18 protein-coding genes, 1 tRNA gene and 1 pseudogene are annotated in these 19,533 nt (G+C 50.7%); 13 read left to right on the top strand and 7 right to left on the bottom strand.

The genetic code is table 11. The features are described from left to right. The first annotated feature begins 239 nt into the window (after positions 1-239). The 3 genes from MON37_RS03865 (at position 240) to MON37_RS03855 (ending at position 3,816) form a co-directional block, all read left to right on the top strand. A complete protein-coding gene (locus MON37_RS03865; RefSeq protein WP_039407260.1) occupies positions 240-2,150 on the top strand; it encodes an alpha-amylase family protein in 1,911 nt (636 codons plus the stop codon). Positions 2,151-2,627: 477 nt separating this feature from the next. Then, positions 2,628-3,128 carry a hypothetical protein gene (locus MON37_RS03860; RefSeq protein WP_039407258.1) on the top strand — a complete coding sequence of 167 codons (501 nt, stop codon included), beginning with the start codon at positions 2,628-2,630 and terminating at the stop codon, positions 3,126-3,128. A gap of 127 nt (positions 3,129-3,255) precedes the next feature. After that, on the top strand, positions 3,256-3,816 hold the full coding sequence (locus tag MON37_RS03855) for a hypothetical protein (protein WP_039407255.1): 561 nt from the start codon (positions 3,256-3,258) through the stop codon (positions 3,814-3,816). Between the two features lie 90 nt (positions 3,817-3,906). Here MON37_RS03855 and MON37_RS03850 read toward each other — a convergent pair whose 3' ends face one another. Further along, complete coding sequence (locus MON37_RS03850) at positions 3,907-4,380, bottom strand: FxsA family protein (RefSeq protein WP_039407253.1); 474 nt, start codon at positions 4,378-4,380, stop codon at positions 3,907-3,909. 269 nt (positions 4,381-4,649) lie between these two features. On the opposite strand from MON37_RS03850, the gene MON37_RS03845 reads away from it, so the two are divergent. From MON37_RS03845 to MON37_RS03825, 5 genes are all read left to right on the top strand, one after another. Further along, positions 4,650-4,726, top strand: a tRNA-Pro gene (locus tag MON37_RS03845). Between the two features lie 285 nt (positions 4,727-5,011). Next, positions 5,012-6,376, top strand: a complete 1,365-nt coding sequence (locus tag MON37_RS03840) for a sodium-dependent transporter (protein ID WP_039407251.1) — start codon at positions 5,012-5,014, stop codon at positions 6,374-6,376. 171 nt (positions 6,377-6,547) lie between these two features. Continuing rightward, the gene (locus tag MON37_RS03835; protein WP_039407249.1) at positions 6,548-8,995 is read left to right on the top strand and encodes a DNA translocase FtsK; all 2,448 of its coding nucleotides are present in this window, start codon (positions 6,548-6,550) and stop codon (positions 8,993-8,995) included. 161 nt (positions 8,996-9,156) lie between these two features. Beyond that, entirely contained in the window at positions 9,157-9,720 is a 564-nt protein-coding gene (locus MON37_RS03830; RefSeq protein WP_039407246.1) for a YceI family protein, read from the top strand. A 149-nt stretch (positions 9,721-9,869) separates the two neighbouring features. Then, complete coding sequence (locus tag MON37_RS03825) at positions 9,870-10,436, top strand: peptidylprolyl isomerase (protein WP_039407244.1); 567 nt, start codon at positions 9,870-9,872, stop codon at positions 10,434-10,436. Positions 10,437-10,549: 113 nt separating this feature from the next. On the opposite strand, the gene MON37_RS03820 is transcribed toward MON37_RS03825, so the two are convergent. Together MON37_RS03820 and MON37_RS03815 are read right to left on the bottom strand one after the other, a co-directional pair. Further along, entirely contained in the window at positions 10,550-11,035 is a 486-nt protein-coding gene (locus MON37_RS03820) for a DUF4189 domain-containing protein (protein ID WP_039407323.1), read from the bottom strand. 125 nt (positions 11,036-11,160) lie between these two features. Beyond that, positions 11,161-11,517: a winged helix-turn-helix transcriptional regulator gene (locus tag MON37_RS03815; RefSeq protein ID WP_039407241.1), complete on the bottom strand. Its 357-nt coding sequence runs from the start codon at positions 11,515-11,517 to the stop codon at positions 11,161-11,163. 163 nt (positions 11,518-11,680) lie between these two features. Between MON37_RS03815 and MON37_RS03810 the strand changes: the two genes are divergently transcribed. From MON37_RS03810 to MON37_RS03800, 4 genes and pseudogenes are all read left to right on the top strand, one after another. Continuing rightward, entirely contained in the window at positions 11,681-12,553 is an 873-nt protein-coding gene (locus tag MON37_RS03810; protein WP_039407237.1) for a pirin family protein, read from the top strand. 77 nt (positions 12,554-12,630) lie between these two features. Next, positions 12,631-12,693, top strand: a pseudogene (locus MON37_RS12425) (transposase); the annotation flags it as partial. A gap of 457 nt (positions 12,694-13,150) precedes the next feature. Continuing rightward, positions 13,151-13,402 carry a hypothetical protein gene (locus MON37_RS03805; RefSeq protein WP_039407234.1) on the top strand — a complete coding sequence of 84 codons (252 nt, stop codon included), beginning with the start codon at positions 13,151-13,153 and terminating at the stop codon, positions 13,400-13,402. Positions 13,403-13,444: 42 nt separating this feature from the next. Beyond that, positions 13,445-13,774, top strand: a complete 330-nt coding sequence (locus MON37_RS03800; protein WP_003743017.1) for an NGK_0946 family protein — start codon at positions 13,445-13,447, stop codon at positions 13,772-13,774. 200 nt (positions 13,775-13,974) lie between these two features. On the opposite strand, the gene nrdD is transcribed toward MON37_RS03800, so the two are convergent. From nrdD to dut, 4 genes are all read right to left on the bottom strand, one after another. Then, on the bottom strand, positions 13,975-15,756 hold the full coding sequence (gene nrdD / locus MON37_RS03795) for an anaerobic ribonucleoside-triphosphate reductase (protein ID WP_039407231.1): 1,782 nt from the start codon (positions 15,754-15,756) through the stop codon (positions 13,975-13,977). 34 nt (positions 15,757-15,790) lie between these two features. Continuing rightward, positions 15,791-16,327, bottom strand: a complete 537-nt coding sequence (gene nrdG / locus MON37_RS03790; protein ID WP_039407229.1) for an anaerobic ribonucleoside-triphosphate reductase activating protein — start codon at positions 16,325-16,327, stop codon at positions 15,791-15,793. A gap of 297 nt (positions 16,328-16,624) precedes the next feature. After that, positions 16,625-18,016 carry a nucleobase:cation symporter-2 family protein gene (locus MON37_RS03785; RefSeq protein ID WP_039407226.1) on the bottom strand — a complete coding sequence of 464 codons (1,392 nt, stop codon included), beginning with the start codon at positions 18,014-18,016 and terminating at the stop codon, positions 16,625-16,627. 166 nt (positions 18,017-18,182) lie between these two features. Further along, positions 18,183-18,635 (bottom strand): dUTP diphosphatase, encoded by a 453-nt coding sequence (gene dut, locus MON37_RS03780; RefSeq protein ID WP_039407223.1) that lies wholly within the window; start codon positions 18,633-18,635, stop codon positions 18,183-18,185. A 124-nt stretch (positions 18,636-18,759) separates the two neighbouring features. Here dut and pdxH point away from each other — a divergent pair, with 124 nt between their 5' ends. Beyond that, on the top strand, positions 18,760-19,392 hold the full coding sequence (gene pdxH / locus MON37_RS03775; protein WP_003743995.1) for a pyridoxamine 5'-phosphate oxidase: 633 nt from the start codon (positions 18,760-18,762) through the stop codon (positions 19,390-19,392). The last annotated feature ends 141 nt before the right edge of the window (positions 19,393-19,533 follow it).

Below are 19,533 nucleotides of genomic sequence, written 5' to 3'. Positions count from 1 at the left end.
ACATCCCCCTGCCACACAGCCTTCCCCACATAAAATTTTTTTCCAAATAATATATACAGTTACCCCAAACACACCCGCCACCCTAGGTTTAAAAAAATTCCACATAAAACAATACGGTTACTCCTCTCCAAACCCTGTTCACAAGCAGTTTCTTAAAGTATGATAAGCCTGTCTCCAGCCAATGTTCCCGCCGGAATCAGGCTTCCAAACAAATCCAACCTCAACTCGGAGTAAACATCATGTTGACCCAGACCCAACAGGTCGATTTGACCCTGCATCATCTCAAAGAGCGCGCCTTGGCAGAATATAGCCCCAAACAGCGTGCGACCGTCGAAGCTTCCGAAGACTGGAAACAGTTTGACCGGCGTTTGAACGAGCATTTCCCCAAGCTGATGCACGAGCTGGACAACGTTTACAACGACAACGAAGCCGTCCTGCCCATGCTGGAACAACTGATTGCCCAAGCATGGCAAAGCTATTCCCAACGCGACAAGTCTCTGAAAGCCATCGATGCCGCGCGTGAGAATGACCCCGATTGGATTTTGTCCAATAAACAGGTCGGCGGCGTGTGCTATGTCGATTTGTTCGCAGGCGATTTGAAAGGCTTGAAAGCCAAAATCCCTTATTTTCAAGAGCTGGGGCTGACCTATCTGCACATGATGCCGCTGTTTAAATGCCCTGAAGGCAAGAGCGACGGCGGCTATGCGGTCAGCAGCTACCGCGACGTCAATCCGGCTTTGGGTACGATAGACGATTTGCGCGATGTCATTGCCGCGTTGCACGAAGCGGGCATTTCCGCCGTCGTCGATTTCATCTTCAACCACACGTCCAACGAACACGAATGGGCGAAACGCTGCGCTGCCGGCGACCCGCTTTTCGACAATTTCTACTATATCTTCCCCGACCGCTGGATGCCCGACCAATACGACCGCACCCTGCGCGAAATCTTCCCCGACCAGCATCCGGGCGGCTTCTCCCAATTGGAAGACGGACGCTGGGTATGGACAACGTTCAATTCCTTCCAATGGGATTTGAATTACAGCAATCCATGGGTATTCCGCGCTATGGCAGGCGAAATGATGTTCCTCGCCAATCTGGGGGTCGATATCCTGCGTATGGACGCCGTCGCCTTCATTTGGAAACAAATGGGTACGGATTGCGAAAACCTGCCGCAAGCCCACGCCTTAATCCGCGCGTTCAACGCCGTCATGCGCATCGCCGCACCTGCCGTGTTCTTCAAATCTGAAGCCATCGTCCACCCCGACCAAGTCGTCCAATACATCGGACAAGACGAATGCCAAATCGGCTACAACCCGCTGCAAATGGCATTGCTGTGGAACACCCTTGCCACCCGCGAAGTCAACCTGCTCCACCAAGCCCTCTCCTACCGCCACAACCTGCCCGACCATACCGCATGGGTCAACTACGTCCGCAGCCATGACGACATCGGCTGGACGTTCGCCGACGAAGACGCATGGCAGTTCGGCATCCACGGCTACGACCACCGCCAATTCCTCAACCGCTTCTTCGTCAACCATTTCGACGGCAGCTTCGCGCGCGGCGTCCCCTTCCAATACAACCCCAACACCGGCGACTGCCGCGTCAGTGGTACTGCCGCCGCACTGGCTGGTTTGGCGCAACACGACCCACAAGCCGTTGACCGCATCAAACTTTTGTACAGCATCGCCCTGAGTACCGGCGGCCTGCCCCTGATTTATCTCGGCGACGAAGTCGGCACGCTCAACGACGACGACTGGTCGAACGACCGCAACAAGAGCGACGACAGCCGCTGGGCGCACCGTCCGCGTTACAACGCCGAGTTGTACGAACAGCGCCACGACCCGTCAACCGCGGCAGGACAAATCTATCAAGGACTGCGCCACATGATAGACATCCGCCAAAACAACCCGCGTTTGAACGGCGGCCGTCTGGTTACCTTCAACACTAACAACAAACACATCATCGGCTACATCCGCAACAATGCGCTGTTGGCGTTCGGCAACTTCAGCGAACACCCGCAAACCATCAGCGCGCACACCCTGCAAGCCATGCCCGCCCGCGCCAAAGACCTCATCAGCGGCGAAACTGTGGCACTGAATCAGGATTTGGTGCTGCGCCCCTACCAAGTGATGTGGCTCGAAATCGCCTGATGATTGAGGCAGCTTAAAAACGCAAAGGTCGTCTGAAAACCGGCATTGCCCGTTTTCAGACGACCTTTTTAAAATATACGGCATCAAACCTGCCCAAGCAATGATACTCCCCTCAACATCCGCATACCATGCGCCTCCCCATACATAGCTTAAAAATAAATTCCATCAATTACAACAAGTTGAAAAATTATTAATCAAATTTATTCATCAAGTATTGAAATTATTCGACTTTCTGCTTTAAACTTCGACGCATATATATTCAATATCCAAAGAAACACCGTCATGCAAACTGCTAAGCATTCAAACGCATTCTTCTATTGGTACCACACAAACGTGCGGTACTTTTTTGCGCTTGTCTGAAACAGACGGAAATGAATAGCAAAACAAGAGCCGCCCTGATTGAGCGGCTTTTTTTATACCCTTCGTGGCCGCCAATCCCAATAAACGATGCGAACAGTTGCAAATAAAGGAAAAGCCATGAACCTCTCTGCAAATATCCAAAGACGTCCACAAACCCTCCACCGCTGCCATATGATTGTTGACGGCAACAGCCACAACACATTTTCAGACAACCCCGTTCCCCAAACTTCTGGCCTTATCAGCGAGGCCTTGATTCCGCAAATCCGCTCTCTCGCCACATTGATTGCGGCCGAACGACACGACTTCAATTGCAACAGTCCCGCCGTGTTTACAGAAGAAGCCGACTTTTTCGCCGCACGCATCCTTATTTTAGGCGTTCGCCGCTTCCATCTCGACATCACCCTGATGCCCATGCTCAAAACCGCCAATCAGCGCGCACAAACATTTGCCAAACACCATCACCTCCCCTTCTCCCCCGCTGAGATGCACATGAGCCTGCACGCCCGCCGCCCCGACAAACTGCTTATTATGGAAACCGAACACGAAGTAAAACCTCAAGGAAATATTGTTGCCGACAGTCTTGCTTTTGCAGCCAAACTACCGAAACTCCCATTGTAAAAAAGAGCAACCTTGCTTGATAAATCCCCAAAACACACCATATGGCAGGCAGGCCACGCGCTTAGAACCACGCCGCCGACTAACATAAGACGACGTTAATGACAACCGACCAAGGAAACACACAACAATGAAAAAAATTATCGCCTTAGCCGCGCTCTCCGCTTTCGCCCTTGCCGCCTGCAAAGACAATACGCAAGCACAGCTTGAACAGCAGCAAAAACAAATCGAAGCCCTGCAACAACAATTGGCACAGCAAAACGGCCAGCAGGACAATACCGTTTACCAACTCACTCCCGAAGCCGTACAAGACACCATCCCTGTCGAAGCGCAAGCTAACGGCAACAACGGTCAACCCGTTACCGGCAAAGACGGACAACAATATATTTACGACCAATCCACAGGAAGCTGGCTGCTTCAAAGCCTGATCGGTACAGCCGCAGGCGCGTTTATCGGTAACGCGCTGGCAAACAAATTCACTCGTGCGAACAATCAAAACAGCCCGATTGCGCAGCGCGCACGTTCCCATTACTACCAAACTGCCCGTCCAAACGGCCGTACCAGCCAGCAACTGAATACCCGCAGCATCCCCGCGCAGCAGGCTCAACAACAACCCCGCTACCGTCAAACCACCCAACAACCTTCCAACTACCGCCGCCCGATGGGTCGCGGATTCGGTCGTCGCCGTTAATTCGGCAACAATGACAAAAGGTCGTCTGAAAATATTTTCAGACGACCTTTTTATTTCAAGCCAACCATTCCGGCTGACAGATTCCGTATCTCAATCTTTTTTATGTTCGATGTAAGCCTGCTGCTTCGTATCCGAATCTTCACCCGTTACCGTATATTCGCCCTCAATCACATCATCATCTTGTGCTTTAGTTGAAAACGGCCGTTGCCCGAACATATTCCCATCCACCTCCGCTTGCATGACCGGACGGCCTTTAAACGGCAACAACAGCAATAATGCCAATCCCGTCGAAATAAAGCCCGGACTCATCAGGCACACCGCTGCCACAGCATAACGTATCGGCCACAGCATTTGATAAAGCGAAACCTTTCCTCCGCTCCGTATCGTCGCCCCTGCCAGTAAAATGCCGGACAGACCCGTATTGCGCAGCATAAATACACCGGACACGAAACTGATGACCATCAACAGCAACGCCACGCTGCCGCCAAGCCAGTCGGCAACCCAGACAATCGACATGATTTCCAAAAAAATCAAAACCAAAAAACCGATACCGAAAAATTGCATAATTACTGTTCCTTAATCTCTAAGCCGAAGCGATTCTGACCAATCCGTATTTATATTCGAAGCCATAGCGGATACTAACATAAAGATAAAATCCCTGCTTTCAAGCAAGGAAAATGTGAAAAACGGTAAGTATTTCCCACCTTTTCAAACCCAAGCCGATAGATATATCGATAAGATGTTTATTATCCAAATGTTTATCCGAATCCTGGCGACTTCACCGACAAAATCCGTGCATCCCTCCGAAAATTCCTCTATAATGCCTGCTCATTCGGAATGTAGCGCAGCCCGGTAGCGCACTTCGTTCGGGACGAAGGGGTCGGAGGTTCGAATCCTCTCATTCCGACCAAATATAAAACCTGCTTTGATTTCATGATCAAAGCAGGTTTTTTCATATCGTGGTTTTAAGTATGGTTCCTGACATTTTAATAGGGTGGAAAATGACAATGGTTTTCTAGTGTATCCAGCTATATCCCCTGTTTTGTTTTCAGACGACCTTTGTCTTTATGGTTTTCCCCTGAAAAATGCAAAATTCCTAGATATTTTCACCATACTGCTTTTTGATATTCAGTTAAGAACCGTTAATCCGTTCGCGTATAATTTCAAGTTTTCTCAATAAGGCAGATGGTGTTTTATGTCTTCCAACCAACCCCGTCAAACTTGGTCCAACCGTTTGACTTATATCCTTACCGTTGCCGGCGCGACTGTCGGTTTCGGCGCGACGTGGCGTTTCCCGTATTTGGTCGGTGAAAACGGCGGCGGCGCGTATGTGTTTTTATTCTGTATCGCCATGTTTGTTATCGGTATTCCGATGATTTTGGTGGAAAACGTCATCGGACGGCGCAAAGGTGTGAACGCGCTGGATGCGTTCGGCGGCTCGATGAACGGCAAACCTGTCGCCAAAATTTGGAAACTGGTCGGCTGGATGGGCTTGATTGGTGCGTTTGGCATCATGGCGTATTACATGGTGCTCGGCGGCTGGGTGATCAGCTATATCGTTAATATTATTGGTGGAAATCTGAATATTTCCAGCCCTGTCAGCGGCGAAATAACGAAAAACTTTTTCACTGAACATATCGAAAACAGCCCTTGGGAAATTGCGTTTTATACGCTGCTGTTTGTGGCGGTGAACCAATGGATTTTGGTCAAAGGCGTCATCGGCGGCATTGAAAAAGCGGCGAAATACCTGATGCCGCTACTGTTTTTGTTCCTGATTGCCATGGTCGTGCGCAACGTTACCCTGCCGGGCGCGATGGAAGGGATTACTTTCTATCTTAAGCCTGACTTCAGCAAGATTACCGCCGAACTGTTCGTCTTCGTTTTGGGGCAAGTATTTTTCGCCCTGAGCTTGGGTTTCGGCGTGATGATTACCTTGTCCAGCTATCTGGATAAAAACGAAAATCTGGTTCAAACCGCAGTTATCACGGCAATTACCAATACCATCATCGCCGTACTGGCGGGCTTTATGATTTTCCCGTCGCTCTTCAGCTTCGGCGTTGCCCCTAATTCCGGTCCGACTTTGGTGTTCCAAAGTTTGCCGATTGTGTTCTCGAATATGTGGGCAGGACCTGTATTCGCCGTGATTTTCTTCTCGCTGCTCCTGATTGCCGCGCTGACAACTTCACTGACCATTTATGAAGTGTTGATTACAACGATTCAGGAAAAAACCAAAATCCGCCGTACAGCCGCGATTACGATTGTATTGGCTGCCATCTTCATTTTCGGCAACATCCCGTCCATTCTGAGCTATGGCCCGTGGAAAGACGTTTCCGTGTTTGGCAAAAATATTTTCGATGCCTTTGACTATATCAGCGGCAACATCTTATTTATGCTGACCGCGCTCGGCTCCGCGTTGTTTGTCGGTTTTGTGATGAAGGACGAAGCGAAGGACGAATTGCTTTATAAAGGCAACCATACGACGGTCAATATTTGGTTTGCTTATGTGAAATACCTTGTGCCGTTGGTGATTTTGCTGATTTTTGTCAGCAACCTGTTCTAAAGTCTAATTAGGACAACAAGGTCGTCTGAAAACCTTTTTCAGACGACCTTGTTTTATCAGAAACGGTAAATACGGTATAATTTGAACCCAACACACATTACACCCGACGGATTGATTCCCCGTCGGTTTTCCCTTTTCAGACGACCTGTACCGAATACCAAAAATCCATCCATGACCGCAAAATCCTCTAAAACCGCATCAAAACCGAAAGCCAAAACAAACGCCAAACCGAGCACGCGCCGTCAAAGCCAAACGAAGGCGCAGACAGAGCCGAACAAGGTTTCCGAGCGTTTGAAGGCTGCCAAAGCGCTGCAAAAAAATGAAGAAAAAAAAGCGCGCCCAGAGCATGTCGTCAATTTGATTAACGACGCGCTGTGGCTCTTCGGGCTGATGGTGACGGTCTTCATTGCCATTTCCCTCGCCAGCTTCAAAATGACCGACCCCGCATGGTCGCGCAGCGTGCCGAAATCGGACGATATCGCCAACTTCGGCGGGCTGTTTGGCGCGTATGTTTCCGATGTCGGCTATTATCTTTTTGGTCTGTCGTTTTGGTGGTGGATCGCCGCTTCGTGCGTTTTCCTCTATAAAAATTTCCGCCCGCTGCAAAAGCGCGAAAACTACAAATCGTACAATCACGGCGTTGCCGCGCTGGCTTTGTTCCTGCTTTTGGTGTGCAGCCCGATTCTCGAATATTTCACCCTTCAAAATACTTTGGACGAAACCCTGCCTGTCGGTGCGGGCGGTTTGGTCGGCGCTTTGGCAGGTTCGGGCTTGGCTTGGCTGCTGGGCAAATCCGGCAGCCTGCTGATTATGTGCGTCATGCTGCTGCTTTCCGTTTCCTTGCTGGCGCAAGTGTCTTGGCTGGAGTTCATGGCAAAAACAGGACGCAATACCGAAAGCCTGTTTTCAGGCATTTGGGGTCGTCTGAAAAAGGCGTTGGGCAGACGCAAGGATGACGGCTCGACCGCCGAAGCCTTGGAAACGGAAAATACACGCCGCATGGTGAAAGAAGCCAAAAACATCACCGCCACGCCCGTTACTCCGCTTGCAGGCAGCACCAGCAACCGCAAATCCGTCGCAGTCTCCGTTGCGCCGCCGCCCAAAATTCAGGCTTCTTTGTTTGAAGACAACGAGCCGCAACAGACAGGCGAATACCACAAACCCAGCATGAGCCTGCTGCGCCTGCCCAATGGCGAACCCGTCAGCATCAATCCCGCCGAATTGGAGCGCACTGCCGAGCTGATTGAGTCCAAGCTGGCTGAGTTCGGCATCGGCGTGCAAGTCGTGTCCGCCACTTCAGGCCCTGTGATTACGCGTTATGAAATCGAACCCGCGCAAGGCATAAAAGGCAGCCAAATCGTTGCTTTGTCTAAAGATTTGGCGCGTTCCATGTCGCTGCAAGCCGTGCGCATCGTGGAAACCATCGCGGGCAAAAACACCATGGGCATCGAGTTGCCCAATGAAAAACGCCAAGACGTGATGTTGAGCGAAATCTTGTCTTCGCCCGTGTTTACTGAAGCCAAATCCAAGCTGACCGTCGCTTTGGGTAAAGACATTTCCGGTACGCCCGTGGTCGGCGATTTGGCAAAAATGCCGCACCTTTTGGTTGCCGGTATGACCGGTTCGGGCAAATCCGTCGGTGTGAACGGCATGATTATGTCCATGCTTTTCAAAGCCACGCCCGACGAAGTCCGCTTCATCATGATTGACCCGAAAATGCTCGAATTGAGCATTTACGACGGCATTCCGCACCTGCTCTGCCCGGTCGTTACTGATATGCGTGAAGCGGGGCAGGCGTTGAACTGGTGTGTCGCCGAAATGGAAAAACGCTACCGCCTGCTTTCCCACGCCGGCGTGCGCAACTTGGAAGGCTTCAACCAAAAAGTCGAAGCCGCCAAAGCATCGGGCAAACCCATGCCCAACCCGTTCAGCCTGAATCCGGACGATCCCGAGCCGCTGGAAAAACTGCCGATGATTGTGGTCGTTATCGACGAGTTGGCAGACCTGATGATGACCGAACGCAAAGCCGTCGAGCAACAAATCGCCCGCCTCGCCCAAAAAGCGCGCGCCGCCGGTATCCATATGATTGTCGCGACCCAACGACCGAGCGTCGATGTCGTCACTGGCTTGATTAAAGCGAATATCCCGACGCGCATGGCGTTTACCGTGCAAAGCAAAATCGACAGCCGTACCATCCTCGACCAAATGGGCGCAGACGAATTGCTGAAATACGGCGACTCCCTGTTCCTGCAACCGGGCAGCGCCGAGCCGACCCGCCTGCAAGGCGCGTTTGTTTCAGACGACGAAGTACATCAAGTCGTCAACTACGTCAAATCGCAAGCCCCCGCCGACTATGTCGAAGGTTTGCTCAGCGGTGAAGCCGCGCTGGAAACCACCAACATCGTCAATCCGAATGCGGGCAGCGATGAACTGTTCGACCAAGCCGTCGCCTACATTTTGGAAAGCAAAAAAACTTCCATCTCCTCCCTGCAACGCCAGTTGCGCATCGGCTACAACCGTGCCGCCAACCTGATGGAAGCGCTTGAAAACGCCGGTGTCGTTTCCCCCGCAGACATCAACGGCAGCCGCAGGATTTTGGCGCAAAAAGACCAGTTGTAATCCTTGTAATTACCAAAGGTCGCCTGAAAACCGAAATATCGGTTTCAGACGACCTTTTTATCAAACATAAGTAAACCTACCGTTCACCGTTAAGAAATGATTCTCATCCTTTCCTATGTTAAGATAAACGTCTTTACAACCTCACACAAAGGACAAGAATCATGAAAAAAATCATCTTCGCCGCACTCGCAGCAGCAGCCATCGGTACAGCCTCGGCCGCCACCTACAAAGTGGACGAATACCACGCCAACGCCCGTTTCGCCATCGACCACTTCAACACCAGCACCAACGTCGGCGGTTTCTACGGTCTGACCGGTTCCGTCGATTTCGACCAAGCCAAACGCACCGGCAAAATCGACATTACCATTCCCGTTGCCAACCTGCAAAGCGGTTCGCAACACTTTACCGACCATCTGAAATCCGCCGACATCTTCGACGCCGCCAAATACCCGAACATCCGCTTCGTTTCCACCAAATTCAACTTCAACGGCAAAAAACTGCTCTCCGTTGACGGCAACCTGACCATGCACGGCAAAACCGCCCCCGTAAAACTCAAAGCCGAAAAATTCAACTGCTACCAAAGCCCGATGGCGAAAACCGAAGTTTGCGGCGGCGACTTCAGCACCACCATCGACCGCACCAAATGGGGCGTGGACTATCTGGTTGATGCAGGCATGACCAAAAACGTCCGCATCGACATCCAAATCGAAGCCGCCAAACAATAAGCCACTGCGCAACACATAAGGTCGTCCGAAAACGAAGTTTACTGTATCCGTTTTCAGACGACCTTAAAATATTTCACAACGCCTTTTAGAGATTTCACATAAAATCCGCGATAATAACGTTTGATTTTCACACTACGAGAAACACTCCAATGAACAAAACCCTCAAACTCACTTTCGCCGCCCTTGCCCTTGCCGCAGCCTTCAACGCCCAAGCCGAGACACTCGCCGTCATCGAAACCAATATGGGCAACATCAGCCTGTCGCTCGACGAAACCAAAGCACCCAAAACCGTCGCCAACTTCGTCAGCTACGCCCGCAAAGGCTTTTACGACAACACCGTCTTCCACCGCGTTATCGACGGCTTTATGATTCAAGGAGGCGGCTTTACCCCGGACCTTGCCCAAAAAGCCACAGATAAAGCCGTCATCAACGAAGCGGACAACGGCTTAAAAAACACTGTCGGCACCATCGCCATGGCGCGTACCGGCGATCCTAATTCCGCCACCAGCCAGTTCTTCATCAACACTGCCGACAATACATTCCTCAACTTCAAAAACAAAACCCCGCAAGGCTACGGCTATGCCGTTTTCGGCAAAGTAACCTCGGGCATGGATGTCGTACGCCAAATCAGCAAAACGCCGACTGAAACACGCGGCTTCCATCAAAACGTCCCAATCAAACCCATTATTATCAAACGTATAACCGTCACTCAATAAATATCGCGAATCCAAATAAAAAGGCCGTCTGAAAAATCGAAATAACAGAATCCTATTTTCAGACGACCTTTTTTTGTTTTAAACGGCTATACCATAAAAATTAACTCAATGACTTACAACGATTTCAAGCGGTTCCAAAACGCCCTGACCTGACCGCCATACAAATCAGCGGACGTACAATACGCAATTTCCAAACCACATTGACCTTGCGTCCCATATTTTTTAATACATTGGTTCAACGCAGTCTGATGGACGCTTTTAAAACGCGGAGAAGTAATAGCGACCACATTTTCCGCCGTGAGGCCGCCTTGCGCTTTCGGATAAGCGAGCGCAATACAGGTATTGTGAAGCGGAATAACCGACTTACACCCTGTCGCCTGCCCCTGCTGCACGCCCGAAAGTGTATCTTGTGCGCGGCAGAAAGCCTCCAATTCGGCATTTGCTTCCAGTTGCGAAGCATTTTCTTTGGTTGTTTTAAGCTGTACGGCACTGCCGCCATCCGCAGGATTCTGCCACATGACCAAGTAGCCATAAGTATCCGCCGCCCCCGCAGTACCTGCACATACGGCAAGAAGCAATGCAATAACTGTTTTTTTCATATTCATCCCTGATTACTTTATTTACATCGGCTGTTGTCATTATAAAACAAAAGAACGGCATGATATATGCCCCTTTCAGGCGACCTTATCCTGCTCGAACGGACTAAAGGTCGTCTGAAAGCTGCTTACTCTTGCGGCTGCTTTCTGTGTTTCACGCATTCTGCGGCATATTGCTCGCCCCAGCGGTGCATCGCCTCGATGACGGGCATCAATGTCCGTCCGAACGCGGTCAGCGAATACTCCACCTTCGGTGGCACCTGTGGATACACTTCGCGATGGACAATACCGTCGTGCTCCAACTCGCGCAGCTGCAACGTCAACATCCGCTGGGTAACACCTGCCAACAGACGCTGCAACTCGTTGAATCGTCGGGTTTCCCCGTATAAATAATATAAAATCAACACTTTCCACTTGCCGCCGATAATATCTAAAGTATTAACGACCGGACAGCAGGCGCCGTGTGCCGGTTCTGTTTCCGCCATTATTGACCTCCGAATGACAGTATAAAAATTGTGCGTACTTGTGAATAAGTTTGTACCCCATATAATACATGCAACAAAGTATGGCAACCACGACATTATTAATTTCATTACACAAAGGTCGTCTGAAAAGGTTTCAGATGAGCCCACAAGAAGGAACCTCATCATGCGCAACGTCAAACAAATCTACCGTGCAATCAGCCAACACTGGGTCGGCGACGGATTCCTCGTCCAACCCTTGTTCTCCCACATGGGCGACGACCGCGGCACCAACCCTTTCCTGATGCTCGACTACGCCGCACCCTATGAATTCTCCCCCAACGAAGCCCGCAGCCCGCGCGGTGTCGGGCAACACCCGCACAAAGGCTTTGAAACCGTTACCATCGCCTACCACGGCGAAGTGGCACACCGCGACTCCAGCGGCGGGGGCGGCATCATTTACGAAGGCGACGTGCAATGGATGACCGCAGGTTCGGGCATCATCCATGAAGAATTCCACTCCGAAAACTTCAGCAAACAAGGCGGACTGTTTGAAATGGTCCAACTTTGGGTCAACCTGCCCGCCAAAGACAAAAACACGCCGCCGCGCTATCAGCATCTCGCCAAAACCGGTATCCCCGTGGTTGAGTTCCCTGACGAGGCAGGCTGCCTGCGGCTGATTGCAGGAGAATATAAAGGCGTAAAAGGCGCAGCCGACACCTTCACCGAAATGAACGTCTGGGACATCGTTTTGAATGCCGGTAAAAAAGCCGTATTGGAAATACCCGAAACCCACAACCTGTCTATGGTCGTCCTGCGGGGCAACGTTACCCTAAACGGCAAAGAGCAAGCAGGCGCAGAACAATTGGTCGGTTTTGAGAAAAGCGGCGGCAACGTACACATAGAAGCCGGCAGCGAAGAAGTCAAAATCCTTTTGCTCTCCGGCGTCCCGATTGACGAACCCATCGTCGGCTATGGCCCGTTTGTGATGAACACCGCCGAAGAAATCCGCCAAGCCATCAGCGATTTCAAAAGCGGCAAATTCGGCAGCATCGATTGAGCATCTGCGCCGAAACAAAATAGGCTGTATCTCACAGACAGGCTTCTCATGCTGAAAACGGATATCACGCGTTTCATTATAGTGGATTAAATTTAAATCAGGACAAGGCGACGAAGCCGCAGACAGTACAGATAGTACGGAACCGATTCACTTGGTGCTTCAGCACCTTAGAGAATCGTTCTCTTTGAGCTAAGGCGAGGCAACGCCGTACCGGTTTAAAGTTAATCCACTATATATTTTTTTAAGGTTGCCTTAATTACTTGGGACAACCTCTTTTCTATCTATAAACATAAAATATAGCTCGGCTAAAATGATGCAAAAAAATGGCATACGAGCCTTATTAATATTTGATTACTTACATTAGTAAATTCATATAAATAAACATACAAATATCCGCTAGTTATTTAACTATTATCTCATTTAAACAATGGGTTATTTATTTAAAATATTAGGATTACCGTTCGCTGATATTTATGTCATATCATTTTTTATAACCTCCCAAACACTCGTAAAATAGTTTGCCAAACTCATAATTTTTGATATAAAATGAAAAGAATTAACCCAAACCAACTCTCTCTAAGGATAAGTGGATTTGTTATGTTGAAAAAAACTGTTTTGATGTCCCTTGTGTTATCTGCGCTGGTCGGCTGTTCTCCAACCTATGGCAATATGCGCTTCTTACCTTCCCCTGAACAAGAAGCCACAATGCGGGCTGATTCCCAAAGAGTTCAGCACGATGAACGAGTAGAACGTGCCGAACGCCGTCGCGAACGCCGTGAGGAAATGATGGATGAAGCAGATGCCATCAAACGTGCTTACGGTGATCAAAAAATTTATATTCTCCACTAAATTTACAATACACCCGCTTAATTTTTTTACTAGGTAAAAATTATGAAAAAAACAATTGCTGCCCTGCTTCTTTCTTCTCTGGTAGTAACAGGTTGCGCTACTCAAGGAAGCTCCGTAGGTGACTTGGCTATCGGTGACGATTCCGCAGCCATCAAAGCAGGCCGTAACCGTGCCTCTGCTCAACTTTCCCGCGCAGAACTGGAACAACACCGTCGCCAACGTGCAAACGTTTCTGAAGAGCTGGCATTGGAACGTGAAAAACGCGCCAACAAACGAGACCAAATCAACGGTGCAATGGGTACTGCTGCCGGTGCGGTCGGTCTGATTGGCGGTATCGCAGGTACTGCCGCTTTGATCAAAGCTTGGTTCTAATTTAGCAGGTATTCGTAAAAACGACCGGTACGGCGTATCGGTCGTTTCTCTTATTCTCAGCTTCAAAGGCTAATTGAGTTTAAACTTTCTAAATACCGCAGTTTAAACTTGTCCATCCTTTATTAAGTCATAGATAAAACCTAAAAGGTCGTCTGAAAACCCAAACCAGTTTTCAGACGACCTTTATCTATTCAATACCATCAAGCCGCTTTACGATGGTAATGCCGTAGCGCATGTTCTTTGCGCCGTCCGCTCGAGAAGGCGGATACGCGTTTCAGGTAGCCAATAACGCGGGTGCCGTAGTCGATGTCGTGCGAACCGCAAGCGGAACAGGCGTGCAAGGTGCGTTTATCGATGTGGCCGCATTCGTTGCAGATGGTGATGCGCACGTTCACGCAGAAGTAGTTGCAGCCGGTTTGTGCGGCGATGTCCAGCAGCGAGCGGTAGCCGGATTCGGGCAGGGCTTCGTCGAGGTTCAGGTGCAGCGCGGAGCCGCCGTCGAGCCAGTCCACCAGTTCTTTACCGTGCAGCAGGAATTTGTCGAGCGCGTTGATTTCTTCGTCTTCGACAACGTAGAAATAGGAGTTGTAGCATTCGCGGCTGACTTTGTAGCCGTCGGCTTTGTCCCATTTGGCGTTTTTCACGCCGAGGTTTTCGGCAGGGACAAACTCGGTATTGAACTTCACGCCGTAGTGTTTGCTGGCGGCTTGGTTGGCTTCGAATATGGTTTTCAGACGACCTTGAACGAAGTGGATGTAGTCGTCGTTGTAGCCGACTTTGATGCCTTGCGATTCGGCGGCTTCCGCCATGCCGTTGATGCCGATGGTGAGGAACTGTTTGTCCAGCGTGATGAAGCCTGCATCGTAAACGGGCAGCATTCCGGCGGCTTGATATTCTTCCATCAGTTTGCGGTAGGCGTATTGGTATTTGTGGATTTTGGCCACTTCGGCGGCAAGGTCGCGCCCGTCTTGCTCCAATCGGTTCATATTGATGGTGATGACGTTGATGGAACCGGTCGCCACGCCGCCCGCGCCGAGGGTGTAACTGAAGGTGCGGTCTTCAATGGCGTTGCGCAGGCGGCAGCAGGAAGCCAAGGAGTCGGGGTTGTCGGAAAGATAGACGAAGAAGGAATTGCCCTCCGCCAACTCTTTCGCCATTGCGTCGGCGAACACGGTATCTTTGCATTTGCCGCCATCAGTCAGCATCGCAGCGGTCACGACGGGGAAAGTCAAAACGGCTTTGGTGCGTTCCTGATTGAACCATTTGAGGAAGAAATTTTGCAGCTTTGCCACGCTCGCCCACACCGGTTTGCTGAAATCGGGGAAGACGAAATCGCCGAACATTGCGTCGAAATAGTATTGATCGTAAACGGAAATATTCCAGAATACGCTCTGATAGCCACGCGCGGCAGCGGGCTGGTTGATGCTGTACACCACCTGCTGCATGTGGTTGGCGATTTCTTTGCCGTGGGTTTCCAAATAATCGTCGCCATAGTCTTTGCGGGCAAAGTAGTCGAAATAGGTCAGAAATTCCACCGTCGCCACCGCGCCAGCAAACTGCGCGCTGATGGCAAACACCAGGTTGATAAACGAGCCGCAAAACGATGCCAAATGCTGCGGCGCCTTAGATTCGCCGCCGAGTTTGCTTAAGCCGTCGAGCAGGAAGGGATAGAGCGTAACCGACACACAATAAGGCTTAAGGCTGGTTTCGTCATGCACATAAATCTCGTGCGCCTCAATCTGGCGGATGTATTCGTCGGCAACGGATTGGTCGAAAATTTCGGCAATTTTACGCGACACTTGGGCGCGGTTAATCTGCACGAAAAAGTCTTTCATGATTTCCGCTTCCATCGTGGCAATGTTTTTCTGGGTAACGTTGGCATTGGCGTCCATTTTCGAGCCATCCGCCGCGTTTTGCGCGCTGATGTAGTCATGCATGAATTGCAGTTTGCCGTTTAACTGTTCGGGATGCAGCCGAATCATGTTAATTCCTCCTGTGTGGGTTGGATAAAAAGCCTCAGGCCGTCTGAAAAGCCGCTGCCTGCGGCTGAGTCGTAATCGGGATGATTTTGGGCGCGGGTTTGTCTTTGATAAACAAGCGGTTCAACACCTCGCCCGTGCGCAAATCGATAAATTTCTGATTGGTTGTCGGGCTGTCCAAGCCGCCCAGCTCCATCTGCCAACGGCCGGTTTTCAGATACGTCAGATAAGGCAGGATGCCGCCTGAAACCGCCTCCAGCTCCTCACGCTCCAAACCGGTGTACAAACAGGCTTTCAACCCCGCCTGCGTCACGATGCCCAACATTTTCTGCAAGGCTTCCGGCTGCCATTCCCCGCCCATAAACAACACGCAGCTAATCAGCCCGCGATAGCGTTTCAGACGACCTCTCAAATAATCCTCGGTCAATTCCGTGCCGATACCCTCTTTCCACGCATCGGCACTATGGCAGCCTTTGCAGCGCAGCGGGCAGCCTGAAAACAGAAACGCCAGCGACACTTCTCCCGGCACTTCCTGCCATACGATTTGCTCGATTGTGAATTTCAACGTTTTCATGATTTATCACACAAACACAACATATGGTGTGAATTAAATCATAAAGATACAAGATATGGTATTTTTATTTAACAATACAACAAACAGTAGTAATAGCTTTTTATAATTAGATATATTGATTTTTCAAATTAAAAGCAGTGTGAATAAAGAACTCGTATCCACAACCACGGTTTAAAATACAAAGCATTAGATAAGCAAACTCCGTTGTAGTAAATACATTTAAGAACTCTAAAGACAAAAATATAAAAAGGCCGTCTGAAAATGGGTTTCAGACGACCTTTTTGTCTAGCTTAAAGCTTAATGCTCCAGCCCCTCGGTATTGATTTTGACGACTTTGTCGGTTTTATCCTCCGGCAAAAGCAGGTTCAGGATAACTGCCGTAATGCCGCCGGCGGAAATGGAATTTTGGAACAAGACAGGCAGGTTTTTAAACACTTCCGGTTCAAACGCCACGCCCAAGCCCAAACCGACCGACGTCGCCGCAATCACCGCCTCGCGCCTGCGGATACCGTGGCTGACCAAAATCCGCACGCCCGCAATTGCAATCAAGCCGAACATCAAAACCATCGCCCCACCTAAAACCGGACTCGGAATCGTCGTGAACGCACGCCCGACAACGGGGAACAAACCCAGCAGCACCAAAATCGCCGCAATATATTTGCCCACATGGCGCGAAGCCACGCCGGTCATCTGAATCACGCCGTTGTTTTGCGCGAAGGTGGTCAGCGGCAGCGAACCCAAAGCCGTCGCAATCACCGATACCAAACCGTCCGCCAATACGCCTCCGCGCAGGCGTTTGGTGTATTCCTCGCCTTCAATCGGCTGGTCGGACACCATTGCCGTCGCAGTCAAATCGCCGACCGCCTCAAACACGCTCAACAGGAAAATCGCGCCCGCCACAATAAACGCGTGCCAGTCGAAAGCGAAACCATATTTAAACGGTACGGGCAGCGTAACCAGCGGCAGGTTTTGCAGTGCGGAAAAATCCACTTTGCCCAAAAACAGCGCGACGATGTAGCCGACAATCAACCCGACCGCGATACCGCTCATACGCAAGAGCGGATTTTTCATGCAGTTGAATATCAACACAATCAGCAACACCAGCGACGCCAGCCCCAAGTTTTCCATCGAGCCGAACGTGCCGTTCGCCTTCGCGCCGAAGCCGCCGCCGAAATCGGTAATACCGACGTGTACCAAACTCAGACCAATCAGCATCACGACCACGCCGCTGACCGTCGGCGTAATCACTTTTTTCAAATACGGCAAAAGCCATGCCGAGAAACACACCAAAAACGCGCCGACAAACGATACGCCCAACAGCGTCGAAATCATCGCATCCTTAGTCAAACCGCCCTCTTTCATCCCCACGCCGAGCGCGATCATGACGGTAACGAACGAGAAATTCACCGACTGGATAGACAGCATCCCCGAACCGACCGGTCCGAAGCGGTTGACCTGCAAATAAGTGCCGACACCCGACGCCACCATCGCCATCGACACGAGATACGCCGTCATCTCCACCGGCAATTCCAGCGCGCCGCCCACAATCAGCGCAGGCGTAATCATCGGCACAAAAATTGCCAGAAGATGCGTTATCGCGCTTAATAAGGCATTTCCGAATGGCGGTTTGTCTTCCAAACCGTACACCAAATCAGGCGAATCTGCCTGTTTTTTCATTGTTTCAGCCATTGCAGTCTTTCTATCCGTTGTCAAACGTTAAAAAATTTTAAGAAACGAAATTGTAACCAATACTGCACGTTCTATCAATTTCAGCCTACAATACAAATACAGCAAAAGGTCGTCTGAAAACCGGCATCGCAAGTTTTCAGACGACCTTTGTATGTGAACAGGCGGTTTACGCCTTGCCCGTGCTGCCGAAGCCGCCTTCGCCGCGTTCGCTGGCGGCAAATTCGTCCACGACTTTGAACGAGGCTTGGATGACGGGAACGATGACCATTTGCGCGATGCGTTCCATCGGCTCGATGGTAAACGCTTCTTTGCCCCTGTTCCACACGGAGACTTTGAGTTCGCCCTGATAGTCCGAGTCGATCAGTCCGACCAAGTTGCCTAAGACGATGCCGTGTTTGTGTCCCAGACCGGAACGCGGCAGCAAAACGGCGGCGTAGTCGGGATTGGCAAGATGCACCGCCAGACCGGTTGGAACGAGATAGGTGTCGTCCGGTTGCAGGGTTACGGCTTCGTCCAAACAGGCGCGCAGGTCCAGTCCAGCAGAACCGGGCGTGGCGTAGGCGGGCAGTTTATCCGCCATTTTCGGATTAAGGATTTTCAGTTCGACTTCGGTTTGCATGGTTTTTTTCCGTTTCATTTGATTTGACGCGGATTATACACATATTCTTCCCTCCCTATCGTTGGAGTCATCTGAAAAAACGGGGTATGATTCATTCAAACAAACGTGAGTATCGGAGGACATCATGGATTTGCACAATATCCGCGAAGATTACAGCAAGCGCGAACTTTCGGAATCGGAATGCCATGCCGACCCGATTGTCCAGTTCGAGCAATGGCTGAACGAGGCGATTCATTCGCAAGTCAACGAGCCGACCGCCGTCAACGTGGCTTCCGTGGGCGAAGACGGCAGGCCGAACAGCCGCATGGTGCTGCTGAAAGAAGTCAATCCGCAGGGATTTGTGTTTTTCAGCAATTACTTAAGCCGCAAAGGACGCTCGTTTGACGCGCATCCGTTTGCCGCCATGACATTTTTCTGGCCAGAGCTGGAGCGGCAGGTGCGCGTTGAAGGGCGAATCGAAAAACTGGATGCCGCCGCTTCGGACGAATATTTCGACAGCCGCCCCTACACCAGCCGCATCGGCGCATGGGCAAGCGCGCAAAGCGAAGTGTTGTCGAGCAAGGCGATGTTGGTTGCCAAAGCGGCGGCAGTGGGCGCGAAACACCCGCTGCACGTCCCACGCCCGCCGCATTGGGGCGGCTATCTCGTCATTCCCGACCGCATCGAATTCTGGCAGGGCCGCCCCAGCCGCCTGCACGACCGCATCCAATACCGCTTGGTTGACGGCAACTGGATACGCGAGCGGCTGTCGCCTTAAACTTTCCACAGCTTCAAGCCGATAGGGTAAAATCCCGACTCCCGCAAAAGGTCGTCTGAAATATAAAAACGTTTTAGCAAAACTCGTTTCATTCGTTTTCAGGCGGCCTTTTATCCGTAACTTATCCTGCCGCCACCGCCG

The organism is Morococcus cerebrosus (assembly GCF_022749515.1).
Classification (GTDB): Bacteria; Pseudomonadota; Gammaproteobacteria; order Burkholderiales; family Neisseriaceae; genus Neisseria; species Neisseria cerebrosa.
This window is presented reverse-complemented; position numbering and strand designations above follow the sequence as displayed.

Excerpts from the sequence above, each read along its gene's own strand:
- MON37_RS03865 (WP_039407260.1), top strand. The coding sequence starts at position 240 with ATGTTGACCCAGACCCAACAGGTCGATTTGACCCTGCATCATCTCAAA.
- MON37_RS03860 (WP_039407258.1), top strand. The coding sequence starts at position 2,628 with ATGAACCTCTCTGCAAATATCCAAAGACGTCCACAAACCCTCCACCGC.
- MON37_RS03855 (WP_039407255.1), top strand. The coding sequence starts at position 3,256 with ATGAAAAAAATTATCGCCTTAGCCGCGCTCTCCGCTTTCGCCCTTGCC.
- MON37_RS03850 (WP_039407253.1), bottom strand. The coding sequence starts at position 4,380 with ATGCAATTTTTCGGTATCGGTTTTTTGGTTTTGATTTTTTTGGAAATC.
- MON37_RS03840 (WP_039407251.1), top strand. The coding sequence starts at position 5,012 with ATGTCTTCCAACCAACCCCGTCAAACTTGGTCCAACCGTTTGACTTAT.
- MON37_RS03835 (WP_039407249.1), top strand. The coding sequence starts at position 6,548 with ATGACCGCAAAATCCTCTAAAACCGCATCAAAACCGAAAGCCAAAACA.
- MON37_RS03830 (WP_039407246.1), top strand. The coding sequence starts at position 9,157 with ATGAAAAAAATCATCTTCGCCGCACTCGCAGCAGCAGCCATCGGTACA.
- MON37_RS03825 (WP_039407244.1), top strand. The coding sequence starts at position 9,870 with ATGAACAAAACCCTCAAACTCACTTTCGCCGCCCTTGCCCTTGCCGCA.
- MON37_RS03820 (WP_039407323.1), bottom strand. The coding sequence starts at position 11,035 with ATGAAAAAAACAGTTATTGCATTGCTTCTTGCCGTATGTGCAGGTACT.
- MON37_RS03815 (WP_039407241.1), bottom strand. The coding sequence starts at position 11,517 with ATGGCGGAAACAGAACCGGCACACGGCGCCTGCTGTCCGGTCGTTAAT.
- MON37_RS03810 (WP_039407237.1), top strand. The coding sequence starts at position 11,681 with ATGCGCAACGTCAAACAAATCTACCGTGCAATCAGCCAACACTGGGTC.
- MON37_RS03805 (WP_039407234.1), top strand. The coding sequence starts at position 13,151 with ATGTTGAAAAAAACTGTTTTGATGTCCCTTGTGTTATCTGCGCTGGTC.
- MON37_RS03800 (WP_003743017.1), top strand. The coding sequence starts at position 13,445 with ATGAAAAAAACAATTGCTGCCCTGCTTCTTTCTTCTCTGGTAGTAACA.
- nrdD (WP_039407231.1), bottom strand. The coding sequence starts at position 15,756 with ATGATTCGGCTGCATCCCGAACAGTTAAACGGCAAACTGCAATTCATG.
- nrdG (WP_039407229.1), bottom strand. The coding sequence starts at position 16,327 with ATGAAAACGTTGAAATTCACAATCGAGCAAATCGTATGGCAGGAAGTG.
- MON37_RS03785 (WP_039407226.1), bottom strand. The coding sequence starts at position 18,016 with ATGGCTGAAACAATGAAAAAACAGGCAGATTCGCCTGATTTGGTGTAC.
- dut (WP_039407223.1), bottom strand. The coding sequence starts at position 18,635 with ATGCAAACCGAAGTCGAACTGAAAATCCTTAATCCGAAAATGGCGGAT.
- pdxH (WP_003743995.1), top strand. The coding sequence starts at position 18,760 with ATGGATTTGCACAATATCCGCGAAGATTACAGCAAGCGCGAACTTTCG.